At 64.8% G+C, this 20,392-nt stretch carries 18 protein-coding genes; 14 read left to right on the top strand and 4 right to left on the bottom strand.

The features are described from left to right. Positions 1 to 28 precede the first annotated feature (28 nt). The 9 genes from ACYQ4T_RS01580 to ACYQ4T_RS01540 all read left to right on the top strand — a co-directional run bounded on the left by ACYQ4T_RS01580 (position 29) and on the right by ACYQ4T_RS01540 (position 9,557). Positions 29 to 1,237, top strand: coding sequence for a glycosyltransferase (locus tag ACYQ4T_RS01580; protein ID WP_459850225.1), 1,209 nt, complete (start codon positions 29 to 31; stop codon positions 1,235 to 1,237). A 220-nt stretch (positions 1,238 to 1,457) separates the two neighbouring features. Continuing rightward, positions 1,458 to 2,528 carry a GDP-mannose 4,6-dehydratase gene (gmd, locus tag ACYQ4T_RS01575; protein WP_459850223.1) on the top strand — a complete coding sequence of 357 codons (1,071 nt, stop codon included), beginning with the start codon at positions 1,458 to 1,460 and terminating at the stop codon, positions 2,526 to 2,528. Between the two features lies 1 nt (position 2,529). Further along, positions 2,530 to 3,486, top strand: coding sequence for a GDP-L-fucose synthase (gene fcl / locus ACYQ4T_RS01570; protein WP_459850221.1), 957 nt, complete (start codon positions 2,530 to 2,532; stop codon positions 3,484 to 3,486). A gap of 45 nt (positions 3,487 to 3,531) precedes the next feature. Then, positions 3,532 to 4,200 (top strand): hypothetical protein, encoded by a 669-nt coding sequence (locus ACYQ4T_RS01565; protein WP_459850219.1) that lies wholly within the window; start codon positions 3,532 to 3,534, stop codon positions 4,198 to 4,200. Between the two features lie 45 nt (positions 4,201 to 4,245). Further along, the gene (locus ACYQ4T_RS01560; protein WP_459850218.1) at positions 4,246 to 5,391 is read left to right on the top strand and encodes a glycosyltransferase; all 1,146 of its coding nucleotides are present in this window, start codon (positions 4,246 to 4,248) and stop codon (positions 5,389 to 5,391) included. Positions 5,392 to 5,406: 15 nt separating this feature from the next. Next, positions 5,407 to 6,861 (top strand): lipopolysaccharide biosynthesis protein, encoded by a 1,455-nt coding sequence (locus ACYQ4T_RS01555; RefSeq protein ID WP_459850216.1) that lies wholly within the window; start codon positions 5,407 to 5,409, stop codon positions 6,859 to 6,861. Between the two features lie 18 nt (positions 6,862 to 6,879). Continuing rightward, the gene (locus tag ACYQ4T_RS01550; protein ID WP_459850214.1) at positions 6,880 to 7,623 is read left to right on the top strand and encodes a class I SAM-dependent methyltransferase; all 744 of its coding nucleotides are present in this window, start codon (positions 6,880 to 6,882) and stop codon (positions 7,621 to 7,623) included. Positions 7,624 to 7,853: 230 nt separating this feature from the next. Next, the gene (locus ACYQ4T_RS01545; protein ID WP_459850212.1) at positions 7,854 to 8,456 is read left to right on the top strand and encodes a class I SAM-dependent methyltransferase; all 603 of its coding nucleotides are present in this window, start codon (positions 7,854 to 7,856) and stop codon (positions 8,454 to 8,456) included. 15 nt (positions 8,457 to 8,471) lie between these two features. Continuing rightward, positions 8,472 to 9,557, top strand: a complete 1,086-nt coding sequence (locus tag ACYQ4T_RS01540) for a glycosyltransferase family protein (RefSeq protein ID WP_459850210.1) — start codon at positions 8,472 to 8,474, stop codon at positions 9,555 to 9,557. Positions 9,558 to 9,576: 19 nt separating this feature from the next. Here the strand turns inward: ACYQ4T_RS01540 and ACYQ4T_RS01535 are convergent, their stop codons facing one another. Then, positions 9,577 to 10,113: a DapH/DapD/GlmU-related protein gene (locus ACYQ4T_RS01535; RefSeq protein WP_459850208.1), complete on the bottom strand. Its 537-nt coding sequence runs from the start codon at positions 10,111 to 10,113 to the stop codon at positions 9,577 to 9,579. A gap of 100 nt (positions 10,114 to 10,213) precedes the next feature. Continuing rightward, positions 10,214 to 11,083, bottom strand: coding sequence for a glycosyltransferase (locus tag ACYQ4T_RS01530; protein ID WP_459850206.1), 870 nt, complete (start codon positions 11,081 to 11,083; stop codon positions 10,214 to 10,216). A gap of 217 nt (positions 11,084 to 11,300) precedes the next feature. Here ACYQ4T_RS01530 and ACYQ4T_RS01525 point away from each other — a divergent pair, with 217 nt between their 5' ends. Continuing rightward, positions 11,301 to 12,605, top strand: coding sequence for a UDP-glucose dehydrogenase family protein (locus ACYQ4T_RS01525; protein WP_459850204.1), 1,305 nt, complete (start codon positions 11,301 to 11,303; stop codon positions 12,603 to 12,605). Next, positions 12,602 to 13,864, top strand: a complete 1,263-nt coding sequence (locus ACYQ4T_RS01520) for a glycosyltransferase family 4 protein (RefSeq protein WP_459850202.1) — start codon at positions 12,602 to 12,604, stop codon at positions 13,862 to 13,864. Before ACYQ4T_RS01525 ends, ACYQ4T_RS01520 begins: the two co-directional genes overlap by 4 nt. A 338-nt stretch (positions 13,865 to 14,202) precedes the next feature. On the opposite strand, the gene ACYQ4T_RS01515 is transcribed toward ACYQ4T_RS01520, so the two are convergent. Continuing rightward, complete coding sequence (locus ACYQ4T_RS01515) at positions 14,203 to 15,243, bottom strand: glycosyltransferase family 2 protein (RefSeq protein WP_459850201.1); 1,041 nt, start codon at positions 15,241 to 15,243, stop codon at positions 14,203 to 14,205. A gap of 201 nt (positions 15,244 to 15,444) precedes the next feature. Between ACYQ4T_RS01515 and ACYQ4T_RS01510 the strand changes: the two genes are divergently transcribed. Beyond that, entirely contained in the window at positions 15,445 to 16,350 is a 906-nt protein-coding gene (locus tag ACYQ4T_RS01510) for a glycoside hydrolase family 16 protein (protein WP_459850199.1), read from the top strand. Positions 16,351 to 16,359: 9 nt separating this feature from the next. On the opposite strand, the gene xrtD is transcribed toward ACYQ4T_RS01510, so the two are convergent. Next, positions 16,360 to 17,928, bottom strand: a complete 1,569-nt coding sequence (xrtD, locus tag ACYQ4T_RS01505; RefSeq protein ID WP_459850197.1) for a VPLPA-CTERM-specific exosortase XrtD — start codon at positions 17,926 to 17,928, stop codon at positions 16,360 to 16,362. A 366-nt stretch (positions 17,929 to 18,294) separates the two neighbouring features. On the opposite strand from xrtD, the gene ACYQ4T_RS01500 reads away from it, so the two are divergent. Next, on the top strand, positions 18,295 to 19,278 hold the full coding sequence (locus tag ACYQ4T_RS01500; RefSeq protein WP_459850196.1) for an NAD-dependent epimerase/dehydratase family protein: 984 nt from the start codon (positions 18,295 to 18,297) through the stop codon (positions 19,276 to 19,278). 142 nt (positions 19,279 to 19,420) lie between these two features. Then, positions 19,421 to 20,338, top strand: a complete 918-nt coding sequence (locus tag ACYQ4T_RS01495) for a glycoside hydrolase family 16 protein (RefSeq protein WP_459850194.1) — start codon at positions 19,421 to 19,423, stop codon at positions 20,336 to 20,338. Positions 20,339 to 20,392 lie beyond the last annotated feature (54 nt).

Below are 20,392 nucleotides of genomic sequence, written 5' to 3'. Positions count from 1 at the left end.
TCCCGCCCTCCTCTCCATGGATCGACAATTGTCCGTACTCTGGGTCTGCAAACACATTCCTTATCCGATGCAGGCCGGCGACCGCGTCTATTCCGCGGAGCTGGCCCAGGCGGTCGCCCGCGCCGGCGTCGAGCTCCATGTCGTCGGCATGGCCGACGGCCCGGTGCCGGCCGCGCATGCCGGCGACCCGCGGGCGCCGCGCTGGCATCCGGTCGCCGCCCCCGAGCGCGGCACTTTGAGCGCCCTCGCGAGCCCGCTGCCGCTGGCCGCCGCGCGCTTCTCGCCGCCGGCCTTGCGCGAGAAACTGGCGGCGCTCATTCGCGAGACCAAACCCGAAGCGATCGTGCTCGACTATTACGGATCGGGCTGGGCGCTCGACACCTTGCGCGAACTCGGCGCGAAGCTGCCGATCGTCTATGTCGCGCATAACTTCGAGGAACAGGTGGCGCGCGACATCGCCGCCGGCTTCAAGGGCTCGCCGGCCCGCAAGCTGGCGGTCAAGCTCAATTCCGCGAAGATCGGCCGCCTGGAGCGCCGCATGGTCGAGGCCTGCGACCTGCTGGTCGCCCTGACCGAGAAGGACCGCGCCGACATTCTCGCCTGGTGCCCGCAGAAGCCGGGGCTGGTCCTGCCGCCGGGCTTCGGCGGTTACCGCGCCGCCGCGCGGACCATCGACGCCGCGGTGCCGCGGCGCGTGGTCATGCTGGGCTCGGTGCGCTGGATCGCCAAGCAGATCAACGTCGCCGAGTTCCTCGCGGTCGCCGACGGCGTCTTCCAGCAGCACGGCATCCAGTTCGACATCATCGGCGATGTCGATGAGAAATTCCGCGCCGACTGGACGCCGCGCCTCAAGGCGACGCGTTTCCTCGGCTTCGTGGACGACCTCGCCGCCGAGCTCCGCAACGCCCGGCTCGGCCTGATCATCGAGGCGGTCGGCGGCGGCTTCAAGCTGAAGGTGCTCGACTATCTCTTCGGCCGCATGCCGATCGCGGCGCTGGAAGGCTCGTTCGAGGGCCTGCCGCCGGCCGCCCTCGCCAACATCGTCACGGAAAAGTCGGCGCCGGACCTGGTCGGCGCGGTGCTGCGGCTGATCGACGACTTCCCCGCCCTCAACCGCATGCAGGCCGCCTGCTACGACGCGGTCCAGAACGTCTATGACTGGGACGGCAACGGCCGGAAATTCGCCGACGCGCTGGCGCGGCTGGCCGGCGGCCTGCCGCCGCTGCCCGCCCGGTAGCCCGCCAAGGAACGAATTGCCGGTCCGGCGAGTTTGGTTGCCGCCTTTCGCGTCCGGAAACCACGCTGCGCTGTCCTTTTTTCGAGATTCTCCCTTCCTTTTTGGAAAAAGAAAAATAGTATACTGCACTGCAACATGAGCCGGGCGACACCCGCGCGGCCGGCCCTTGCCGGATCGAACCATCTGGCGCCAGACGCCGCATCATTGGAGTAGGAAGTCCATGGCCGACAACCGCAAGGTTGCCCTGATCACCGGTGCCACCGGCCAGGACGGCGCTTATCTCGCCGAGCTGCTGCTCAGCAAGGGCTATGTCGTCCACGGCATCAAGCGGCGCTCGTCCTCCTTCAACACCGGGCGGATCGAGCATATCTACCAGGACCCGCACGAGACCAACCCGCAGTTCTTCCTGCATTACGGCGACATGGTGGATTCCACCAACATCATCCGCGTGGTGCAGGAGACCCAGCCGGACGAGATCTACAACCTCGCCGCACAATCCCATGTGCAGGTCAGCTTCGAGACCCCGGAATACACCGCCAACGCCGACGCGATCGGCACGCTGCGCCTGCTGGAGGCGATCCGCCTGCTCGGCCTCACCAACAAGTCGCGCTTCTACCAGGCCTCGACCTCGGAGCTCTACGGCAAGGTCCAGGAAGTGCCGCAGAGCGAGACCACGCCCTTCTACCCGCGCTCGCCCTATGCCGCGGCGAAGCTCTACGGCTACTGGATCACGGTCAACTACCGCGAGGCCTACGGCATGCACGCCTCGAACGGCATCCTGTTCAACCACGAGAGCCCGATCCGCGGCGAGACCTTCGTCACCCGCAAGATCACCCGGGCGGTCGCGGCGATCCATCTCGAGCGCCAGGACAAGCTCTATCTCGGCAACCTCGATTCCAAGCGCGACTGGGGCCATGCCAAGGAATACGTGAAGGGCATGTGGCTGATGCTGCAGCAGGACCAGCCGGACGACTACGTGCTGGCGACCGGCGAGACCCACACCGTGCGCTCCTTCGTCGAGAAGGCCTTCGCCGAGGTCGGCACCACGATCGAATGGAAGGGCAGCGGCGTCGCCGAGAAGGGCCTCTGCGCCAAGACCGGCAAGACCCTGGTCGAGATCGACCCGCGCTATTTCCGCCCGACCGAAGTGGACCTCCTGATCGGCGACCCGCGCAAGGCCCGGGAGAAGCTCGGCTGGAAACACGAGATCAAGCTCGACCAGCTGGTCGCGGAGATGGTGCGCGAGGATCTGAAGGTGATGGCCTCGGCGCCGATCATGAAGGGCGCCTAGCATGAGTGTCGGCAGCCCCTATTCGCTGGCCGGCAAGCGCGTCTGGGTCGCCGGCCATCGCGGCATGGTGGGATCGGCGATCGCGCGCCGGCTCAAAGCCGAGCATTGCGAGCTCCTGACCGTCGGCCGCGACCAGGTGGACCTGAAGCGCCAGGCCTCGGTCGAGGCCTGGATGGCGCAGGCCCAGCCCCAGGCGGTGTTCCTGGCCGCCGCCAAGGTCGGCGGCATCCTGGCCAACGACACCTATCCCGCCGACTTCCTCTACGACAACCTGCTGATCGAGACCAACATCATCGGCGCCGCCTTCGCGACCGGGGTCGAGAAGCTGATGTTCCTGGGCTCCAGCTGCATCTACCCGAAGCTGGCGCCGCAGCCGATCACCGAGGAGGCGCTGCTGACCGGCCCCTTGGAGCCGACCAACGAGTGGTACGCGATCGCCAAGATCGCCGGCATCAAGCTCTGCCAGGCCTACCGCCGCCAGCACGGCAGCGACTATGTCTCCGCCATGCCGACCAATCTCTACGGGCCGGGCGACAATTTCGACCTCAACTCCAGCCATGTGATGCCGGCGCTGATCCGCAAGGCGCACGAGGCCAAGCAGCGCGGCGACAAGGAGATCGTGGTCTGGGGCACCGGCGCGCCGCGCCGCGAGTTCCTGCATGTCGATGACTGCGCCGATGCCTGCGTCCACCTGATGAAGGTCTATTCCGGCGACGGCCATGTGAATGTCGGCTCGGGCGAGGACATCACCATCCTGGAGCTGACCCAGCTGGTCTGCGAGATCGTCGGCTTCAAGGGCGGGATCCGGCACGACCTCTCCAAGCCGGACGGCACGCCGCGGAAGCTGATGAGCGCCGCGAAGCTCCGCGCCCTCGGCTGGCAGCCGCGGATCGGCCTGCGCGAGGGGATCGAGGATGCCTATCGCGCCTTCCTCGAAGCGACGTCGAGGGCGGCGTGAAGGTCGAGTTGTCGTACCGTTTGAGCCTGAAGAGGAGCTCCTAAATTGTTGCAAGCTTTGCGCGCCCCCCTCAAGAAGGTCTACCGAGCGATCTTTAAGCCCAAGTTCGAAGGCTCGCGGAACTATTGGGAGTCTCGCTATGCTTCGGGCGGCAATTCCGGCGCGGGCTCCTACAACCGGCTTGCGGAGTTCAAAGCCGAGATCCTGAACACCTTCGTCAAAGAGCAGAACATCGGCAGCGTTGCCGAGTTCGGCAGCGGGGACGGCGCGCAGTTGCAGCTGGCCAGCTATCCGCAATATGTCGGCATCGATGTTTCTACGACCGCGGTGGAACTCTGCCGGCAGCTGTATGCCAACGATCCCACCAAACGCTTCATCCTGACCAGCGAATTGCCGGCCGGATTCAAGGCCGAGCTCACGCTCTCGCTCGACGTCATCTATCACTTGGTCGAAGATGCCGTCTTCGACCAGTATATGCGTTCCTTGTTCGGCGCCAGCACCCGTTTCGTCGCCATCTATTCCAGCAACATGGACAAGGCTTGGTCGGCGGAACACGTGCGGCACAGGAACTTCACCGCCTGGGTCGAGCAGAACGAGCCCAACTGGCGCCTCTTGCGCATGGTCAAGAACCGTTATCCCTACGATGAGAACGATCGCGACCATACTTCTTTCGCCGACTTCTACTTCTATGAAATCCAGCCTCGTGGCTCGTGAAAGCCAAACGCATCATCAAGACGCGTTCGGTTGGAGACGACCGTCTTGAGCGACAGGCGCGTGATGGTCTTCACGAACGAGGTTTTGCCCCTGTCGCAGACCTTCATAGCGGCTCATTGCGCGCACCTTAAGCGCTACCGGCCGACCCTGGTCGGCCTGATACGGGACAAGGGTATTACCGACTTCAGTTTTCCATCCGTGATCCTCTACCCCGATCGCTATCCATCGCGCTGGGAGAAGCTCGAATTCTATCTTGGCCGCTCGCAAAAAATGGCGCGGACGATTGCGGACATCAAGCCTGCGCTGATACACGCGCACTTCGCGGACAATGCCGCTCTCATCCTCCCCTATGCCAGGGCTGCCGGCGTTCCGCTTGTCGTTACTCTCCATGGATATGATGTCGGACTGCGGACACCGTGGCAGAGCATCCGAACCCAATTCATTCGATACCGGCGTAAGGCGCTCACGACGAAATCTGCCGCCGTGCTTCCCGTCTCGGAATACTTGCGTGACCGCGCCCTCGAGCGGGGCTATTCCCGCGCGAACATGAAGGTTCACTATCTCGGAATCCCGATACCGGAGACCAGGTTCACGCCCGCACGCCAGAAGCCGATGCGTATCGTCTATGCTGGGCGCCTCTACGAGAAGAAGGGCATCGACAAGGTACTCGCCGCCTATGCGGAAGTGCGGAAGACCATTCCCGAAGCCGAGCTTCACATAGTTGGGGATGGGCCTCTGCGGCCCCTGGTAGAGGCTGCCAAAGCCGAGATCGGGGGAATCGTCAGCTACGGCGCCCTTCCCCACCCCGCGCTGCTGGAAGTGATCCGAAGCGGGCGCTTATTTACGATGCCGAGCCGCGACGCGACGAACGGCGACTACGAAGGATTTGGCCTGGTCCTCCTGGAAGCTCAGGCATGTGGCATTCCCGTCGTGACTTCCAACGTCACCGGGACCCGGGAAGCGATCATGGATGGCGTTACAGGATTTGCGATAACGCCCACCGACCAACATGCTCTTGCCCGAGCTTACAGCGACCTTCTCTCCGATCCGGATCGCTGCGATGAGATGGGGCGAGCCGCTGCACAGTGGGTTAGAGAGAAGTTTGACATAGTCGAGAGAACCAAGATTCTCGAGACATACTATGACGAGGCGGCCCAGCTTGGCCGTATCAACCCCGCCGGCGTGATGTGACGGCCTCGATGTATTATGTCTGGTAGCTTCCTCGATCGACGTTTCGGCGCCCTAGCCTCTCGCGTCAGCTGGGCTACCCTTGCGCAGGTCGGAAAGGTAGCGATCCAGTTCGGCAGCATCGCAATCATGACGAGGCTGTTGCCGGTGTCGGACTTCGGTCTGCTGGCGATGGCTGCACTGTTCACGACCTTCGCCATGCTGTTGCAGGATATGGGCACATCGGCGGCGCTCATCCAGCGCAAGGAACTCACTCAGGAACTCGTCAACACGGTGTTCTGGCTCAACGTCTTCGTTGGTATCGGGTTGTGCGCCATTCTCATCGCCATCTCGCCACTGGCCGCTTTGGCATTCGCCGAACCTCGTCTGCAGAGCGTGCTGATCGCGCTTTCCGCGGTGTTCCCGGCTTCATCGGTCGGCACCGTGCCCTTGGCGCTCCTGCAACGGAACGGCCGGCTAAGGCGCCTTTGCCTGATCGAATTGAGCGCCGCCTCATTGGGCTTGGCCGCCGGCGTGGCTGCTGCCATCAATGGATTGGGCGTGTACAGCTTGGTCATCCAACAAGCGGTGGGAAGCGGCTTACAGGTCGGCATGCTTTGGCTCTCATCGGACGTGCGTCCTCAGCGTCGATGGTCGTTGGATGAGATGCGACGGATATGGGCGTTCACCGGTCATCTGGTTACGTTCAACACGGTCAATTACTTCGCGCGCAATGCCGACAACATGCTCATTGGCCGTTTCCTTGGCGCAGCGGATCTCGCCCTCTACTCCATGGCATATCGGTTTATTACCGCACCTCTCCAGTTCTTGGGCAGCGTGTCCAACCGTGTCTTGCTTCCGCTCTATAGTGAACGACAAGACCAGCCCTCCACGATCGGCACACACTTCATAAAGACGCTTTCACTCATTGCACTGGGAACCGGCCCGGCGATGGCCCTGTTGTGGGGCCTACGTCAGCCCGTGGTCGCCATTCTTCTTGGAGACAACTGGCTCCGTGTCGTTGACGTTCTCAGCTGGTTCGGGCCTGTCGGTTACGTCCAGGCAATTGGGGCGAACGTGGGCGTTGTACTCATCTCGCTCGGCAAGACAAGGATGCTGCGAAACCTCGGCTTCATCAACACGGCCGTCTATCTCGTCGTGTTTTTTGCCAGTGTCCGTTTCGGCATCGTCGGCGTTGCCACGGGCTATTTCTTTGCCACCTCGACGATTGCAATCACCACGCTCCACGTCACGCTTAAGCTGGTTCAGCAGAGCCTGCTGTCTCTACTTCGCGCAATCTGGAAACAGACCATCTTTTCCGTTGCGATTGGGATTGCAACATGGCTTCCGATTGACCTTGGCTGGCTCGATGGCTTTTCGCCGCTGATCCAACTTTTGATCCTGGTGCCGGCTGGCGCCGCATTGTATTTCGTGCTTCTGGTCGTTTTCGCGCGGGAACTGGTGCGCCCATTTCTCAAAGCCAGAATCGCATGAACGACGGATGGATGCCGCATGCAGAATGAAGATAGATGGGTTCCAACCAAGTTCCTGAAGAAGGGCGACGGCTGGGCGGCCTCTCGCAATGGGATCCATCCCACGTCGTGGATCACCGGAGATCTGCTCGCTGCTGCCTACGGACGCACCATAGCCGCCCATTGCCGCGGTCGCGTGATAGACGTCGGCTGCGGTCCTGCGCCGCTTTATGAGATGTATCGCAGCCGATCGACGAGCATCACTTGCATAGACTGGGGCAGTAGCCTGCATGATGTAAGCTTCTGTGACAGCTATGTGGATCTCAATCGCGAATGGGCCGGCATTCCGAGTGATTCATTCGACACAGTCATATCGACCGATGTCCTTGAACACCTGCATAGCCCGGAAACCTTCTTCTCAGAGGTGGCGCGGGTCTGCGCGCCTGGCGGCAAACTGATTCTTGGGGTTCCGTTCCTGTATTGGATTCATGAGGCCCCGCATGACTACCTCCGGCACACGGAGTTCAGTCTGCGGCGCTATTGCACCCTCAATTCGCTTGAGGTTGTCGAGCTCTTCAGCACCGGCGGAGGCCCTGAAGTCATGGCGGATCTTGCTCTTAAGATGATCCGGCCGCCCCAATCTATCGCAAGGGTGCTGCATGGCGTGGCGCGCGCCCTTCTTCGGTGTCCGCCGTTTCCCAATATCTCGAGGCGGACGCAGCAGTCGTGTCCGCTCGGTTACGTGCTGGTTGCTTCAAAACCAAATGACAATGCACCCCACTGAAGGGACTGTGTGCCCTTTCCTCTCGAAAGTGGTTGGCCGTTGTCGCCGCGCACCGTACTCTGGATGGAGGAATGATGGACTGACGGACGAGCGGAGCTGCTATGAACGCAACGCCTGGGTCAAGAAGTCTTACCAAGCGCATCCGGAGGAGGCTGAAGCGCCTCGCGGGCATGGATGCACCCGTTCGCGGCACGCATCCCCGAGAGTGCCCGATATGTGGCTATCACGGCGTGTTCCAGCAATTCGGCGATCCGCCGCGGCGCGATGCGCAATGCCCGAAATGCGCATCCCTGGAGAGGCATCGGCTTTTGAAGTTGTGGGCTGACCGGTCGGGCGGGTCGATTCCGCGCGGGCGCGCGATTCACTTCGCACCGGAGCCGGCCGTGGTCGGCTTTCTTTCGAAGCTGGCAACCGAATACGTCACTGCAGACATCGAGGCCGGCAAGGCCGATGTCGTGCGGAACATTGAAAACATCGCCGAGCCGGACCAATCCTTCAGCCTGATCGTCTGTTCTCACGTCCTCGAGCATGTCGACGACCGGAAGGCGCTCCGCGAATTGCGGCGGATTCTTCGGCCGAACGGCATGGCGATCCTCATGGTCCCGATCGTCGAGGGCTGGGACATGACCTACGAAAACCCCAACGCGACCTCAGCGGCCGAGCGTGAGCTTTACTTCGGCCAGTCGGACCATGTCCGATACTATGGGCGCGACTTCCGGGATCGTGTGCGTGACGCCGAATTTGCCTTGACCGAGTTCACGGCGATCGAACCCGACGTTTCCCGATACAGCATCCAGCGCGGCGAGAAGGTGTTCCTCGCGACGCTTGCTTGACAATTGCAGAGCCTGATGAAAGTTGATCCGAAGCCACCCGCAGCCAACACGCCCGCCCCACCCCACTCCGCCGCGCATTGGATCGCGGTGCGCGACGTCGGGCATTATTCCGAATACCGTCGCCTGCTGACCGCCGAGCTCCAGGCCCTCGGCATCGCGCTGGAGGCTGAGAACCCGGCGCCTGGCGCCACCCTGTTCTACGCCGCGATCGACGACCACTGGACCGTGTTCATGCGTTCCGCCTTGCGCGCGGCGCTGGGCGGGCCGCGGACGGTGGGGCTGTTCTTCCGGCCGGGGCAGTGCTTCCTCGGCAAGGCGCGCGCGCCGTTCAAGCGGCTGGTCTTCGCCGTCGCGTCGCGGCTGCCGCGCACTTCGGTGCTCATCATCCTGCCCTTCGACATCGACCGCCGCCTCGGCCAGGTTGCGAGCGACTGGCTCTACGACCCGCAGCTCTGGGACCTGCATTTCTTCGGCATGCCGCCGGCCGACGCCTTCCCGGCGCTGGACGATGAGATCGCGGCGGCGGCGCAGGGCCGGCAGGTGGTGCTGTCGCTGGGCCAGGTCGAGCTGCGCAAGGGCTTCGATGCCTTCGTCGAGATCTGGCGCCATTCGCCCGAGATCCGCGCGCGCTATCTCTTCGTCTCCGCCGGCAAGGTGAACGCGGAATCCCGCAACGCCGCCGACGCCTTTGCCGAAGCCGGCGGATTGCTGATCGACCGCCGCATGGAGGACGAGGAGATCCGCCATCTCTACCGCCACGCCGCCCTGATCTGGTCCTGCTACAACCCGATCCACGATCAGGCCTCCGGCATCCTGGGCCGCGCCGTGCAACTCGGCGTTCCGGTGATCGTCCGCGCCGGCTCCTATCTGGAGAAGCTGGCGCGGCATCTCGAGCACCCGACCGTCGCGATCCCGTTCCGCGATTCCGAAGCCGCCGCCGCGCAGCTCCTGAAGGCGACACCGCCGCCGCTCGACGCCGAGGTCGCCGCCACGCGCGTCAAGACGATGCGCGACCGTAGCCTCGCGGTACTGGCCCGCCATCTCACGGGAAGGACACTGCCCAACTCACCGCCGACAGACGGCACGCCGGCGGCCCTCTGACGGAACTCGGCTTAGACGCTCAGGATTGTTGGCCCTCAACGATAGGCCGAATGAGCCTGGCCGGATTGCCGGCATAGATGCAGTCAGCCGGGACGTCTTTCGTCACCACGGAACCGGCGCCGATCACGGCACCGTTGCCGATCGTGACGCCACCAATGACGATTGTCCCTGCACCGATCCAGACACCGTCGCCAAGGCGGATCGGCCGCACCACTCGTTTTCCAGCGCGCCGATCCGGTGGCCCGATCTCGTGCGTGTCAGTGAGAAATTTCACGAACGGGCCGATTGCGCACTTTGACCCGATCGAGGTCTCCGCTCGCATATAGACCGAGCGATTGATGAATGTGCCATTTCCGATACTCGCCGGAGCGGTAATCTCTCCATACCGGGCGATCATGACATCGTCGCCGATCGCCACTTGCCCGCCTTCTCGGCCGAAATGAACACTCAGGTCGATGTTGCAGTTTGAACCGAGAACAACGAAACCTGGCGCACGCCACCGAGCCAGAATCACCCGAAATCGACGCCTGATCTTCCCCAGCATCTTGAAGAGCACCACACTAACCCCGCGTTGTGGAGAAGCTTACTCTATCGCGTCTACGTTCCCCCGCAAGCGCAGCTTCGCATCCCCGCAAACCGCCGTTCGCCAATCGAATCTAGTCGTACCGCCGCCGCCTCGGCATCTTCGCCCGCAAGTATTTCAGGATGATGCGCTTGGCCTGGCCCTTGGTCGGGCGGCTGCCCAGCACATGGGTGAGATCGTGCCAGTCCGGCCAGATGTCGTAGCCGTCCTGGAAGATCTGCATGAACAGCGCGAGGTTCAGCCGCGGGTCGAGGTCGCGATGCTTGGCCGAGATCCGCGCATAGGCCTTGCGGATCCGCTCCGCCTTCGAGGAGATGCGGTCGCCGCGGTCCTCGTCGTCGTAGAGATAGCTCGGCGCGTCGGCGAGATAGGCGGGGCCGTATTTCAGCAGGATGCGGATGAAGAGATCGAGGTCCTGCCAGGCCGGCAGCAGCTCGTCGAACATGCCGACGCCGAGATAATGCGCGCGTGGCGCGAACAGCTGGTTGCCGACGACGTTGAGGCGGAAGAGATCCTGGTATTGCGCCGAGGGCGGCCGCTTCCACAGGCTCTCGGTCCCGGCGCGCATCGCCACCGCGTGCGAATAGAGGCCGGACGGCGTGATGCCGCGCGCGGCGTAGTCGTTCCAGGCCGCGATGAAGCTGCTGATGCGGTTCTCGGCAAAGGCGTCGTCGTCGTCCAGCCCGGTGACGAACGCGCCCTTGGCCTGCGCGATCGCGCGATTGCGCGCGACCGGCGCGCCCATCGGCTTGTCGTTGAACAGGGCGACCATGCGGGGATCGGCGGCGGCGGCGGCCTTGAGATAGGCCGGCGTCGCGTCGGTCGAGCCGTCGTCCACCACGATCAGCTCGATCTCGCGGTGATCCTGCCGCAGGACCGAGTTGACGGCGCGCTCGACCAGGGCCTGGCGGTTCCGCGTCGGGATGTAAACTGTAACAATCATCGGATGAATCGATCGGAGAGAACGGCCGAACCCCGAGAAGGTTCCCTGCGTCCGCCGCGGCAACCTGAGCCTATCAACGAGATCTCCAGCGCTCCTCGACCCTATGCGTTGCCTGTGGGCGGAAAGCCCGCTACCTTGCGCGGCATTCGGCCCCGGGGGCAATTTCGGCCCGTTTCAAATCGGCGAACGCCGCGCAAGTTCCAGAGATAGCCATACTATGAAGATAGCGGTCATTGGTAGCGGATATGTCGGCCTGGTGTCCGGCGCCTGCCTCTCCGAGTTCGGCCACCAGGTGGTCTGCATCGACATGGATGCCGGCAAGATCGCGCGGCTGAAGCAGGGCGAGATCCCGATCTACGAGCCCGGCCTCAACGACCTGGTCGAACGCAACGCCGCGGCGAAACGGCTCAGCTTCTCCACCGAGATCGCCGCGATCGCCGGCGCCCAGGCGATCTTCATCGCGGTCGGCACGCCGAGCCGGCGCGGCGACGGCCATGCCGACATGACCTATGTCTACAGCGCGGCGAAGCAGATCGCCGAGCACCTCCAGGACTATGCGGTCATCGTCACCAAGTCGACGGTGCCGGTCGGCACCGGGCGGCAGGTCGAGAAGATCGTCCGCGAGACCAACCCGAAGGCCGAGTTCGACGTCGCCTCCAACCCGGAGTTCCTGCGCGAGGGCGCGGCGATCAACGACTTCATGCGGCCGGACCGCGTGGTGATCGGCACCGACGGCGAGCGCGCCAAGGAGATCATGCGGCAGATCTACCGCCCGCTGTTCCTGATCGACACGCCGATCGTCTTCACCCGGCTGGAGACGGCCGAGCTCATCAAATATTCCGCCAACGCCTTCCTGGCGATGAAGATCACCTTCATCAACCAGATCGCCGATCTCTGCGAGCAGGTCGGCGCCGACGTGCATGACGTCGCGCGCGGCATCGGGCTGGACGGCCGGATCGGCGGCAAGTTCCTGCATCCCTCGCCCGGCTTCGGCGGCTCCTGCTTCCCCAAGGACACCCGCGCCCTCATTCAGACCGCGCGCGAGGCCGGCGCCCCGCTCTCGCTGATCGAGGCGACGCTCGACTTCAACGAGGAACGCAAGACCCGGATGGCCGAGCGGATCGTCGCGGCGCTCGGCGAGAAGCCGGAAGGCAAGACCGTGGCGGTGCTCGGCCTCACCTTCAAGCCGAACACCGACGACATGCGCGAGGCGGCCAGCGTCACCATCCTGCCTTTGCTGCAGCAGCGCGGCATCCAGATCCGCGCCCATGATCCCGAGGGCATGGCGGAGGCGAAGAAGCAGCTGCCCGACCTCGACTACCGCAACGACCCCTATGAGGCGATCGACGGCGCCGACGCGCTGGTGATCCTGACCGAGTGGAACAGCTACCGCAGCCTCGACCTCGACCGGGTGAAGGCGCTCCTCAAAGCGCCGGTGTTCATCGACCTGCGCAACATCTACCGCCCGGCCGAGATGCAGGCCGCCGGCTTCCGTTATTCCAGCCTCGGCAGGACGGCGTGAAGGTCATCCACGTCAACTCCACCGCCCATGACGGCGGCGCGGCCCGCGCGGCCCATCGGATCCATCTCGGCCAGCGCAAGATCGGCATCGACAGCCGCATGGCCGTCATCCACAAGAAGCTGGACGATCCCTCGGTGATCGCGCCGCTCGGCATGGCCGGCCGAATTCGCGCGGTGCTGGGCGGCCGGGCGGAGGCGAAGATCCTCTCCCGCCAGCGCAGCGCCAACACGGTGTTCCATTCGCTGGGCCTGTTCGGTTCCGGCCTCGCGCGCTGGCTCAATGCCAGCGATGCCGATCTCGTCAACCTGCATTGGGTCGCCGCCGCGACGCTCAGCATCGGCGAGATCGCGGCGATCCGGAAGCCGATCGTCTGGACCATGCACGATATGTGGCCCTTCTCCGGCGCCGAGCATTACGAGGACATCGCCGGCCGGCCGCGCGCCAACGACGGCTACACGCCGGCCTCGCGCGCCGCCACCGACAGCGGCCCCGATCTCGATGCCTGGGTGTTCCGGCGCAAGCGCCGCGCCTGGGGCGGCAGGACCTTCCACCTGGTGAGTCCGAGCCGCTGGCTGGCCGAGCGTGCCAAGGCGAGTTTGCTGTTCTCCCGCATGCCCTGCCGCGTGATCTCCAACGGCATCGACCTCGATCTCTACAAGCCGCTGGACCGCCGCGAGGCCCGGCGCGCGCTCAACCTGCCGCAGGACAAGCGGCTGGTGCTGTTCGGCGCGATGGCCAGCACCACCGACCGCCGCAAGGGCTTTCATCTCCTGGTGCCGGCGCTGCAGGCCCTGGCCCGCGATCCCGATGGCGGCCCGGGCACCGAGCTCCTGGTGTTCGGGGCGCGGGCGCCCCAGCAGCCGATCGACCTCGGCCTGCCGGTGCATTACCTCGGGCAGTTCGGCGACGATCTCGCCATGGCCTTGATCTATTCGGCGGCCGACGTCTTCGTGGCGCCCTCGCTGCAGGACAACCTGCCGAACACCCTGGTCGAGGCGCTGGCCTGCGGCACGCCCTGCGTCGCCTTCGAGATCGGCGGCATGCCGGACCTGGTGCGCGACCAGAGCTGCGGCGCGCTCGCCCCGGCCGGCGACGTGGACGCGCTGGCGCGCGCCATCGCCGCCGTGCTGGCGCGGACCGGCGAGCCGGCGCGGGCCGCCTGTCGGCAAAGCGCCGAAGCCCGCTTCGCCGATACGGAGGTCGCCCGGCAGTATCGCGAATTCTACGCCGAGATCCTGGCCGCCCCCGCCGCGCGCTGAACCGCCGGGCCCGGCCGATGGACGGCCTGGAACGGATCGGGTACAATCGGGCTTGCGGGTGACTCTCGCCAAGCCCACGCAGACCGGACGCAGACAGCGGAAAAATCTTGGCCGCCGCCAACCCGGACAGGACCCGGACGGCAAAGGCACGCGCCGCCGCCGCCAACCCGGACAGGACCCGGACGGCAAAGGCACACGCCGCCGCCGCCAACCCGGACAGGACCCGGACGGATTCAGGATTCTGCGCCCCCATCAGGGTCCGGTTTTTGGAATTTGTTGTATTATTTCAGATAGATAGGCCTATCTGACCAGGCTTCAAGAGGCGGGGGTTGTCCGGGTCAGCGCTGCCGGGTGAACGCCGCCCTGAGGCAGGTGCCGAGGAAGCCCAGCGCCCAGGCGAAATGCATGATCGCCGCGGCCGGCCCGGCGAGCAGCCCGCAGGCCGAGCGGTGTTTGGCCGCCAGCGCCAGCGAGGTGGCACTGAGGATCGCGGCATAGACCGCCGGCCAGGCCCAGCCGAGCGGCGTGAACGGGAGCGCGGCCAGGCTGGCCAGGAACAGCAGCACGTGGCCCGGCACCGCGGCCTGGCGCAGCCGCAACGAATCCGGATGCCGCAGCACGGTGCGGGCGCGGCCGCGGCCGTAGTTGAAATACTGCCGCCACAAGGCCCCGAAACTGCCGCGCGGGTGATAGTCGATGCGGATCTCGGCATCGAGATAGATCCGCCCGCCCGCCTTGCGCAGGCGGCAGTCGAACTCCGCGTCCTCGTTGTGGCTGAAGGTCTCGTCATAGCCGCCGAGCCGGCGGTACATCGCCGCGGCGAAGGCGGCGTGATGGCCGTGATCGACGAAGCCGCTCTTGGTCCCGGCGCGGTGCCGGGAGCCGCCGGTGCCGACCGGGGTGTTGGAGACCCAGGCCACCGCCCGCTGCAGGCAGGTATCGCCGATCGAATCCATCGGCACCACCACCGAATCCGCGCCGCTGCGGGCGAGGCTCTCCAGCAGCATCGGCACGAAATGCGCCGGGTAGCCGGCATGGGCGTCGCAGCGGACCAGGACGTCCCACTCCTCGGCGAGCTCCCGCGCCACCCGGTTGATGCCGGCCGACTGGATCCGCTGCGGATTCTCGATCAGCATGAGGTCGCTCGCCTCGGCCATCAGCTCGGCGACGATCGCGCGGGTCCGGTCGGTGCTCCCGCCGTCCGCCACCACGAAGCGGGTACGCTCGGGATCGAGCCGCTCGGAACGCAGGATGCCGATCAGCGCGCGGATGGTCCGCTCCTCGTTCAACGTCGGGATCACCACGACCACCCGCGGCTGGCCGCGCGGCGCGGCATCTTCATCAACATCCGGTCGGAGGTCGGCGCTCGATAGATTCACGGGCATTGCTCTTCCACTGTCATGCGATCGTCATCCTGGAGTGTCGTTTCCCGCGGAATAGGTTTCCGCCTTCGCTTCGGGAACGCGGGATCAGGCCACAGCGCAAGCGCCGGGTCCAGTCCCTCGGCCCCGCATCGGAACCACCGCCGGCTTCCGCCGTTCCGATGTTGGGGATGCTTAGCAAAATTCGGGGTTCATGACATGGGGCGTGCGTCGATCGTCCGCTGCGGCCGGGTTCTGGGCCTGCTGCTGCTTATCGGCGGCCTTGCGGCTTGCCCGCCGGCGCGCGCGGCGGGCTGGAAGCCGGTGTTCCGGGAATATTTCGACGGCACCGCGCTCGACCGCAACACCTGGTACACGCGCTTCATCTACAAGGACGGCACGCAGGACCGCCTGAACCAGGACCAGCAGGTCTATCGCGACGGCGACCACCACATCGTCGCCAACGGCATCCTGCATCTGGTGGCGACCAAGGTCTATGACGACGGCCGCGCGGTCGCCTATGAGTCCGGCATGATCCGGTCGCGCCAGACCTTCCGCTACGGCTATTTCGAAGCCCGGATCAAGCTGCCCAGCGGCCGCGGGCTGTTCCCCGCCTTCTGGCTGAACTCCGACTACGGCCCGAACGGCCGGCTGGACTGGCCGCCGGAGATCGACATCATGGAATATGCCTTCAACGGCACGACCGAGCGCCCGAACATGGTGCATTCCGCCGTCGCCGTCGAGAATCCGACCGCCCAGGGCGGCACGCTGATCTACAACGACGTCAACTTCGAGCCCCGCTGGGGCTTCTACAACGCCCCCTTGGACATGTCGAAGGACTGGCATGTCTACGGCCTGCTCTGGGAGCCGGACACGGTCACGGTGTTTCTCGACGGCAGGAAGCTCTGGGTGCGGACCTATCGCTGGGTCTACAGCGACGCCGTCGCCGCCGGTCCGGCGCATATCCTGTTGAACCTCGCCGTCGGCGGCCCCTGGGCCGGGCTCAACGGCGTCGACGACGCCGCGCTCCCCGCGGGTTTGCAGATCGACTATGTGATCGTCTGCCAGCGGTCGGCGGCGGTGAGCGCGAAGCGCTGTGCCGGCAGCCCCTATACGCCCAAATGATGCGGAGCTTCAGTCCGGCAGATAGGGCGTGAGCTGCGGCCGCAACTGGGTGAGGAATGAAAGCAGCCGCTGCTCGCTCGCCTCGCTCGGCTCGGTCTCGAGGATCGGGGTCACCAGCCGCACCAGGGCGCCGTCGGTCCGCTGCCGCAGCACGGCGTCGCCCATCAGATGCAGCTTCACCGCGAACTCGTTGGCTTCGGTCCGGCCGCGGCCCTGGAACCAGTAATAGACCAGCGCCTTCTCGTTGCCCTTCTTGATGATCGCGCGGTTGGTGGTGAGCGGCGCGGCGCCGTCCTTGAGATCAACGGTGATGGGGCGGATCTCGCTGATCTGCCAGCCGCCCGCCGGGATGCAGATGCGCGGCGAATGGATCGCCTCGCCGATCTCCTGGGTCGAATAATACGCGACCCAGAGCGCGACCGCGCTCTTCTGCGCCAGATCGACGTAGTTGACGCTGAGATAATCCGTCGGCTTCAGCGAGTCGAGTGCCACCTGATCGACCGGCAGATCGATCCCCGACCATTGATCGATGTTGCGCGGGAAACGGCTGAACTCGGCGCGGGCCGGGGCGCTCGCATCGGGCAGCTTCAGGACCGGAAAGACCGCCGCGGTCACCAATGTCGCGACCAGCGCGGCGATCGCCGTCTTGGATGCGCCGCCCTGGGGCGCGGCCTTCGGCGCTGCGGGCGGCCAGGAGAAATCGAGCCGGTGCAGCAGCGACCGGTTGCCGCCGCCCAACAGGCAGAGCAGCTTGATCTCCAGGAACAGGATGGCCACGCAGCCGCAGAAGATCAGCCAGCCTTCGAAGTCATGGAAGAATCCCTGGGCGGCCTCGATGCCGAAACGGTCGACCAGGATGCCGGTGACGCCGATCCGCAGAGAGTTCAGCAGGATCGTGATCGGCACCGTGCTGCAGAGGATCAGCACCCGCTGCCAGGCCGGCCCCTTGTAGATATAGGCGCAGAGGAAGCCGAAGCTCGCCAGCGGGAACAGGTAGCGAAGACCGCTGCAGGCATCGGCGACTTCCAGCTGGATCGCGCCGAGATCGATGACGTTGCCGTCGAGGAATACCGGGATGCCGAACAAGCGGATGGTGCCGGCGCCGATCTGCGAGGAGATGAGCTGCAGCTGCGCCGAGAGATTGGCCTGGAGCAGTCGCGCCAGCGGGATGCCGAAGCCAAGGTAGAGCAGCCCCGGCCAGACCGAGCGGGCGCGCGCGTCGCCGGCCACGGCGGCGAACAGGCCGACCAGGAAGAAGAAGATGCCGATCTCGGCCAGGTAGACGAAGGCGGCGACCTTGCCGAACATGCCGAAGATGAGGCCGATGACCAGCAGCCCGACCCCGGTCCAGCCCGGACCGTCGCCGGCACCGGAGCGCCGCAGATCGCGCGCCAGCATCACCGCCGCCAGCACGGGGATGATGGGGCCGTAGTTGTATTCCTCCGACGTCGTCCAGATCCGCACGATGGTCGAGAGCGGGCTCCAGAAGATGTACCCACCGAGCAGCAGGACGATCGCCGGAAGCAACCCATAGCGGATTGCGGGCGCCAGCTGCAGCCCGGGGCCAATTCCCGGCATCTGCCGGGGCATCCTCTGGGTGTCGAAAATGATCGTCTCTCCCGGCAGTCGGCCTCTGGCGCGAACTGCGCCGCATGTTAGCGGATGGGGTCGGGAACAACCATGATTTTCGGCCGTTTCTCCGGCACCGGCGCACCCACTTGTGATGGTTCCGGTGGTCATCTGCGCCGGAGGGCCCGCTGACACTTTCCAATCGTCACGGCTTTCCTCTATTTTCGGGTCGCCCAGCCCGTTGCGCTTCGGACTGGCCCGCCGGTGGTGTTAACCACCATCGGCCAAGCGGCGGTTGCCGCAGAAATTTCCGGGAGGTGCAAATGATCCAGAGTCGGGGCCATTTCCCGCGCAACAAGAGGTCGACGGCACGCAATGGCAGGCATCTCGAAGGCGATCGTATTCGGCGGGGCCGGTTTCATCGGCTCGCATCTCCTGGCACGGCTGGCGCGTGACGGGCGTTACGACCGGCTCTACAGCGTTGACATCGCGAAGCCGCGCTTCGAGGTTGCCGGCGTCCATTACCTGACGCATGACGTCCGGCAGCCGGTTCCCCCGGACCTCTGCGGCGCGGGTCCGGCGGACATTTTCAACCTGGCCGCCGTCCACACCACGCCAGGGCATGAGGACTGGGAGTATTATTGGACCAACCTTCACGGCGCCACCCATGTCTGCCGCTTTGCGACCGAGACCGGCGCCGAGAACATTGTCTTCACCAGCTCGATCTCGGTCTACGGCCCCTGCGAGCAGCAGAAGGATGAGGATTCACCGCTCGAACCCAACAGTGCCTACGGCCGCTCGAAGCTGCTTTCCGAGAACGTCCATCGGCTTTGGCAGGCGGAATCCGGCGAGCGGCGGATCACGATCGTCCGTCCGGCGGTGATCTACGGGCAGCACGAGCGCGGCAACTTCACCCGCCTCGCGCGGCTGCTGGCCAAGGGCCGGTTCATCTATCCGGGCCGGCGCGACACCATCAAGGCCTGCGGCTATGTCGAGGACCTGATCTCCTCGATGCTGTTCATGCGGCAGCGGAACAGCGCGGTGGTGACCTATAACTTCGCCTATCCCGATCGCTACACCACGGAGCAGATCTGCGCCGCCTTCTGCAAGGTCGCGGGCTACAAGATGCCGCGTCTGCTGGCCCCGTCCTGGTTCATGATGCTGGGCGCGTTCGGCTTCGAGATCCTGAACGCGCTGGGGTACCGGAACACGGTCAATCGGCCGCGCATCGCCAAGCTGCTGAACTCGACCAATATCATGCCGCGACGACTGGTCGAGGCCGGCTTCCCTTACGGCTTCGACCTCGGAACGTCGCTACAAGACTGGCGCGCGAAATCGACCGCCACGGACTTCGATTGATGGAACCAAGTCTCGGCGGCTTCACTTCGGTGGAGTGCTGCGGTGCCCCGACTTCCTTAACGATGCGGCCCACGTTGACAGCCCAGCGGGCCGTTGCAATGGTGAATCGGACGGCCGCACGCCCCGAGCCTGAGGAGTGAAAATGCCTGAAGCCTTGCATCGCTATCGTCGCCTTGGATTCGCTCTTCTTGCGGTCGCGACAACCCTGATGACCTCCGCCGCCATCCCTGCGCAACCCGCTCTCGCCTCGGGGTGGGTGATCACTTTCGAGGACGACTTCAGCGGCTCCAGCCTCGATCGCTCCAAATGGTATACGCGATATATCTACAAGGACGGCAAGCTGGATCACCTGAAGAACGAGCAGCAGCGCTATGGAGATGACGGCAACCACGTGGTCGAGGACGGCATTTTGAACCTGGTGGCCAAGCAGCCGAACTCGAAGGGCCTCTATCCGTCGGGGATGATCCGGTCACGGCAGACCTTCCGCTACGGCTACTTCGAAGCGCGAATCAAGATGCCGAAGGGCCGAGGCTTGTGGCCCGCCTTCTGGCTCAACTCCGACTATGACGAAAACGGCAAGCTGAACTGGCCGCCGGAGATCGACATCATGGAGTTCGTTCAGAATGGCACCACCGAGCACCCCAATATGGTGCATTCCAACGTCGCCATGACCAAGAAGGGTGTCCAGGGCGGCGACTGGATCTATCGCGACCCGGACTTCGATCAGCGGTGGACCTTCTACAACGCGAAGGAGGATTTGACCAAGGACTGGCACGTATTCGGACTGCTTTGGGAGGAGGACGACACCGTCACCGCCTACCTGGACGGGAAGAAGCTGTGGCAGCGGAAATACAAATGGGTCTACAATGACGGGCGCAAGGCGGGACCGGCGCATATCCTGATCAACCTCGCCGTCGGCGGGCAATGGGCCGGCAAGGGCGGGATCGACAACGCCGCATTCCCGGCATCGCTTCAGGTGGATTACGTCCGCGTCTGCAAGCGGTCGGGGGACACCCCGGGTCAGGAAACATGCGGCAGAAGTGAGTACGCGCCCAAGTGACCGGCCGGGAACGACGTCGGCGCTTGAAGTCCTGCCCGGCCGCCAGGCCAGGTG

The organism is Dongia sp. agr-C8 (assembly GCF_054658695.1).
Note: the sequence above shows the minus strand (reverse complement) of the source record. Positions and strands in the feature narration are given on the sequence as shown.

Excerpts from the sequence above, each read along its gene's own strand:
- ACYQ4T_RS01500 (WP_459850196.1), top strand. The coding sequence starts at position 18,295 with ATGGCAGGCATCTCGAAGGCGATCGTATTCGGCGGGGCCGGTTTCATC.
- ACYQ4T_RS01550 (WP_459850214.1), top strand. The coding sequence starts at position 6,880 with ATGCAGAATGAAGATAGATGGGTTCCAACCAAGTTCCTGAAGAAGGGC.
- ACYQ4T_RS01555 (WP_459850216.1), top strand. The coding sequence starts at position 5,407 with ATGTCTGGTAGCTTCCTCGATCGACGTTTCGGCGCCCTAGCCTCTCGC.
- ACYQ4T_RS01525 (WP_459850204.1), top strand. The coding sequence starts at position 11,301 with ATGAAGATAGCGGTCATTGGTAGCGGATATGTCGGCCTGGTGTCCGGC.
- ACYQ4T_RS01530 (WP_459850206.1), bottom strand. The coding sequence starts at position 11,083 with ATGATTGTTACAGTTTACATCCCGACGCGGAACCGCCAGGCCCTGGTC.
- ACYQ4T_RS01495 (WP_459850194.1), top strand. The coding sequence starts at position 19,421 with ATGCCTGAAGCCTTGCATCGCTATCGTCGCCTTGGATTCGCTCTTCTT.
- gmd (WP_459850223.1), top strand. The coding sequence starts at position 1,458 with ATGGCCGACAACCGCAAGGTTGCCCTGATCACCGGTGCCACCGGCCAG.
- fcl (WP_459850221.1), top strand. The coding sequence starts at position 2,530 with ATGAGTGTCGGCAGCCCCTATTCGCTGGCCGGCAAGCGCGTCTGGGTC.
- ACYQ4T_RS01510 (WP_459850199.1), top strand. The coding sequence starts at position 15,445 with ATGGGGCGTGCGTCGATCGTCCGCTGCGGCCGGGTTCTGGGCCTGCTG.
- xrtD (WP_459850197.1), bottom strand. The coding sequence starts at position 17,928 with ATGCCGGGAATTGGCCCCGGGCTGCAGCTGGCGCCCGCAATCCGCTAT.
- ACYQ4T_RS01540 (WP_459850210.1), top strand. The coding sequence starts at position 8,472 with ATGAAAGTTGATCCGAAGCCACCCGCAGCCAACACGCCCGCCCCACCC.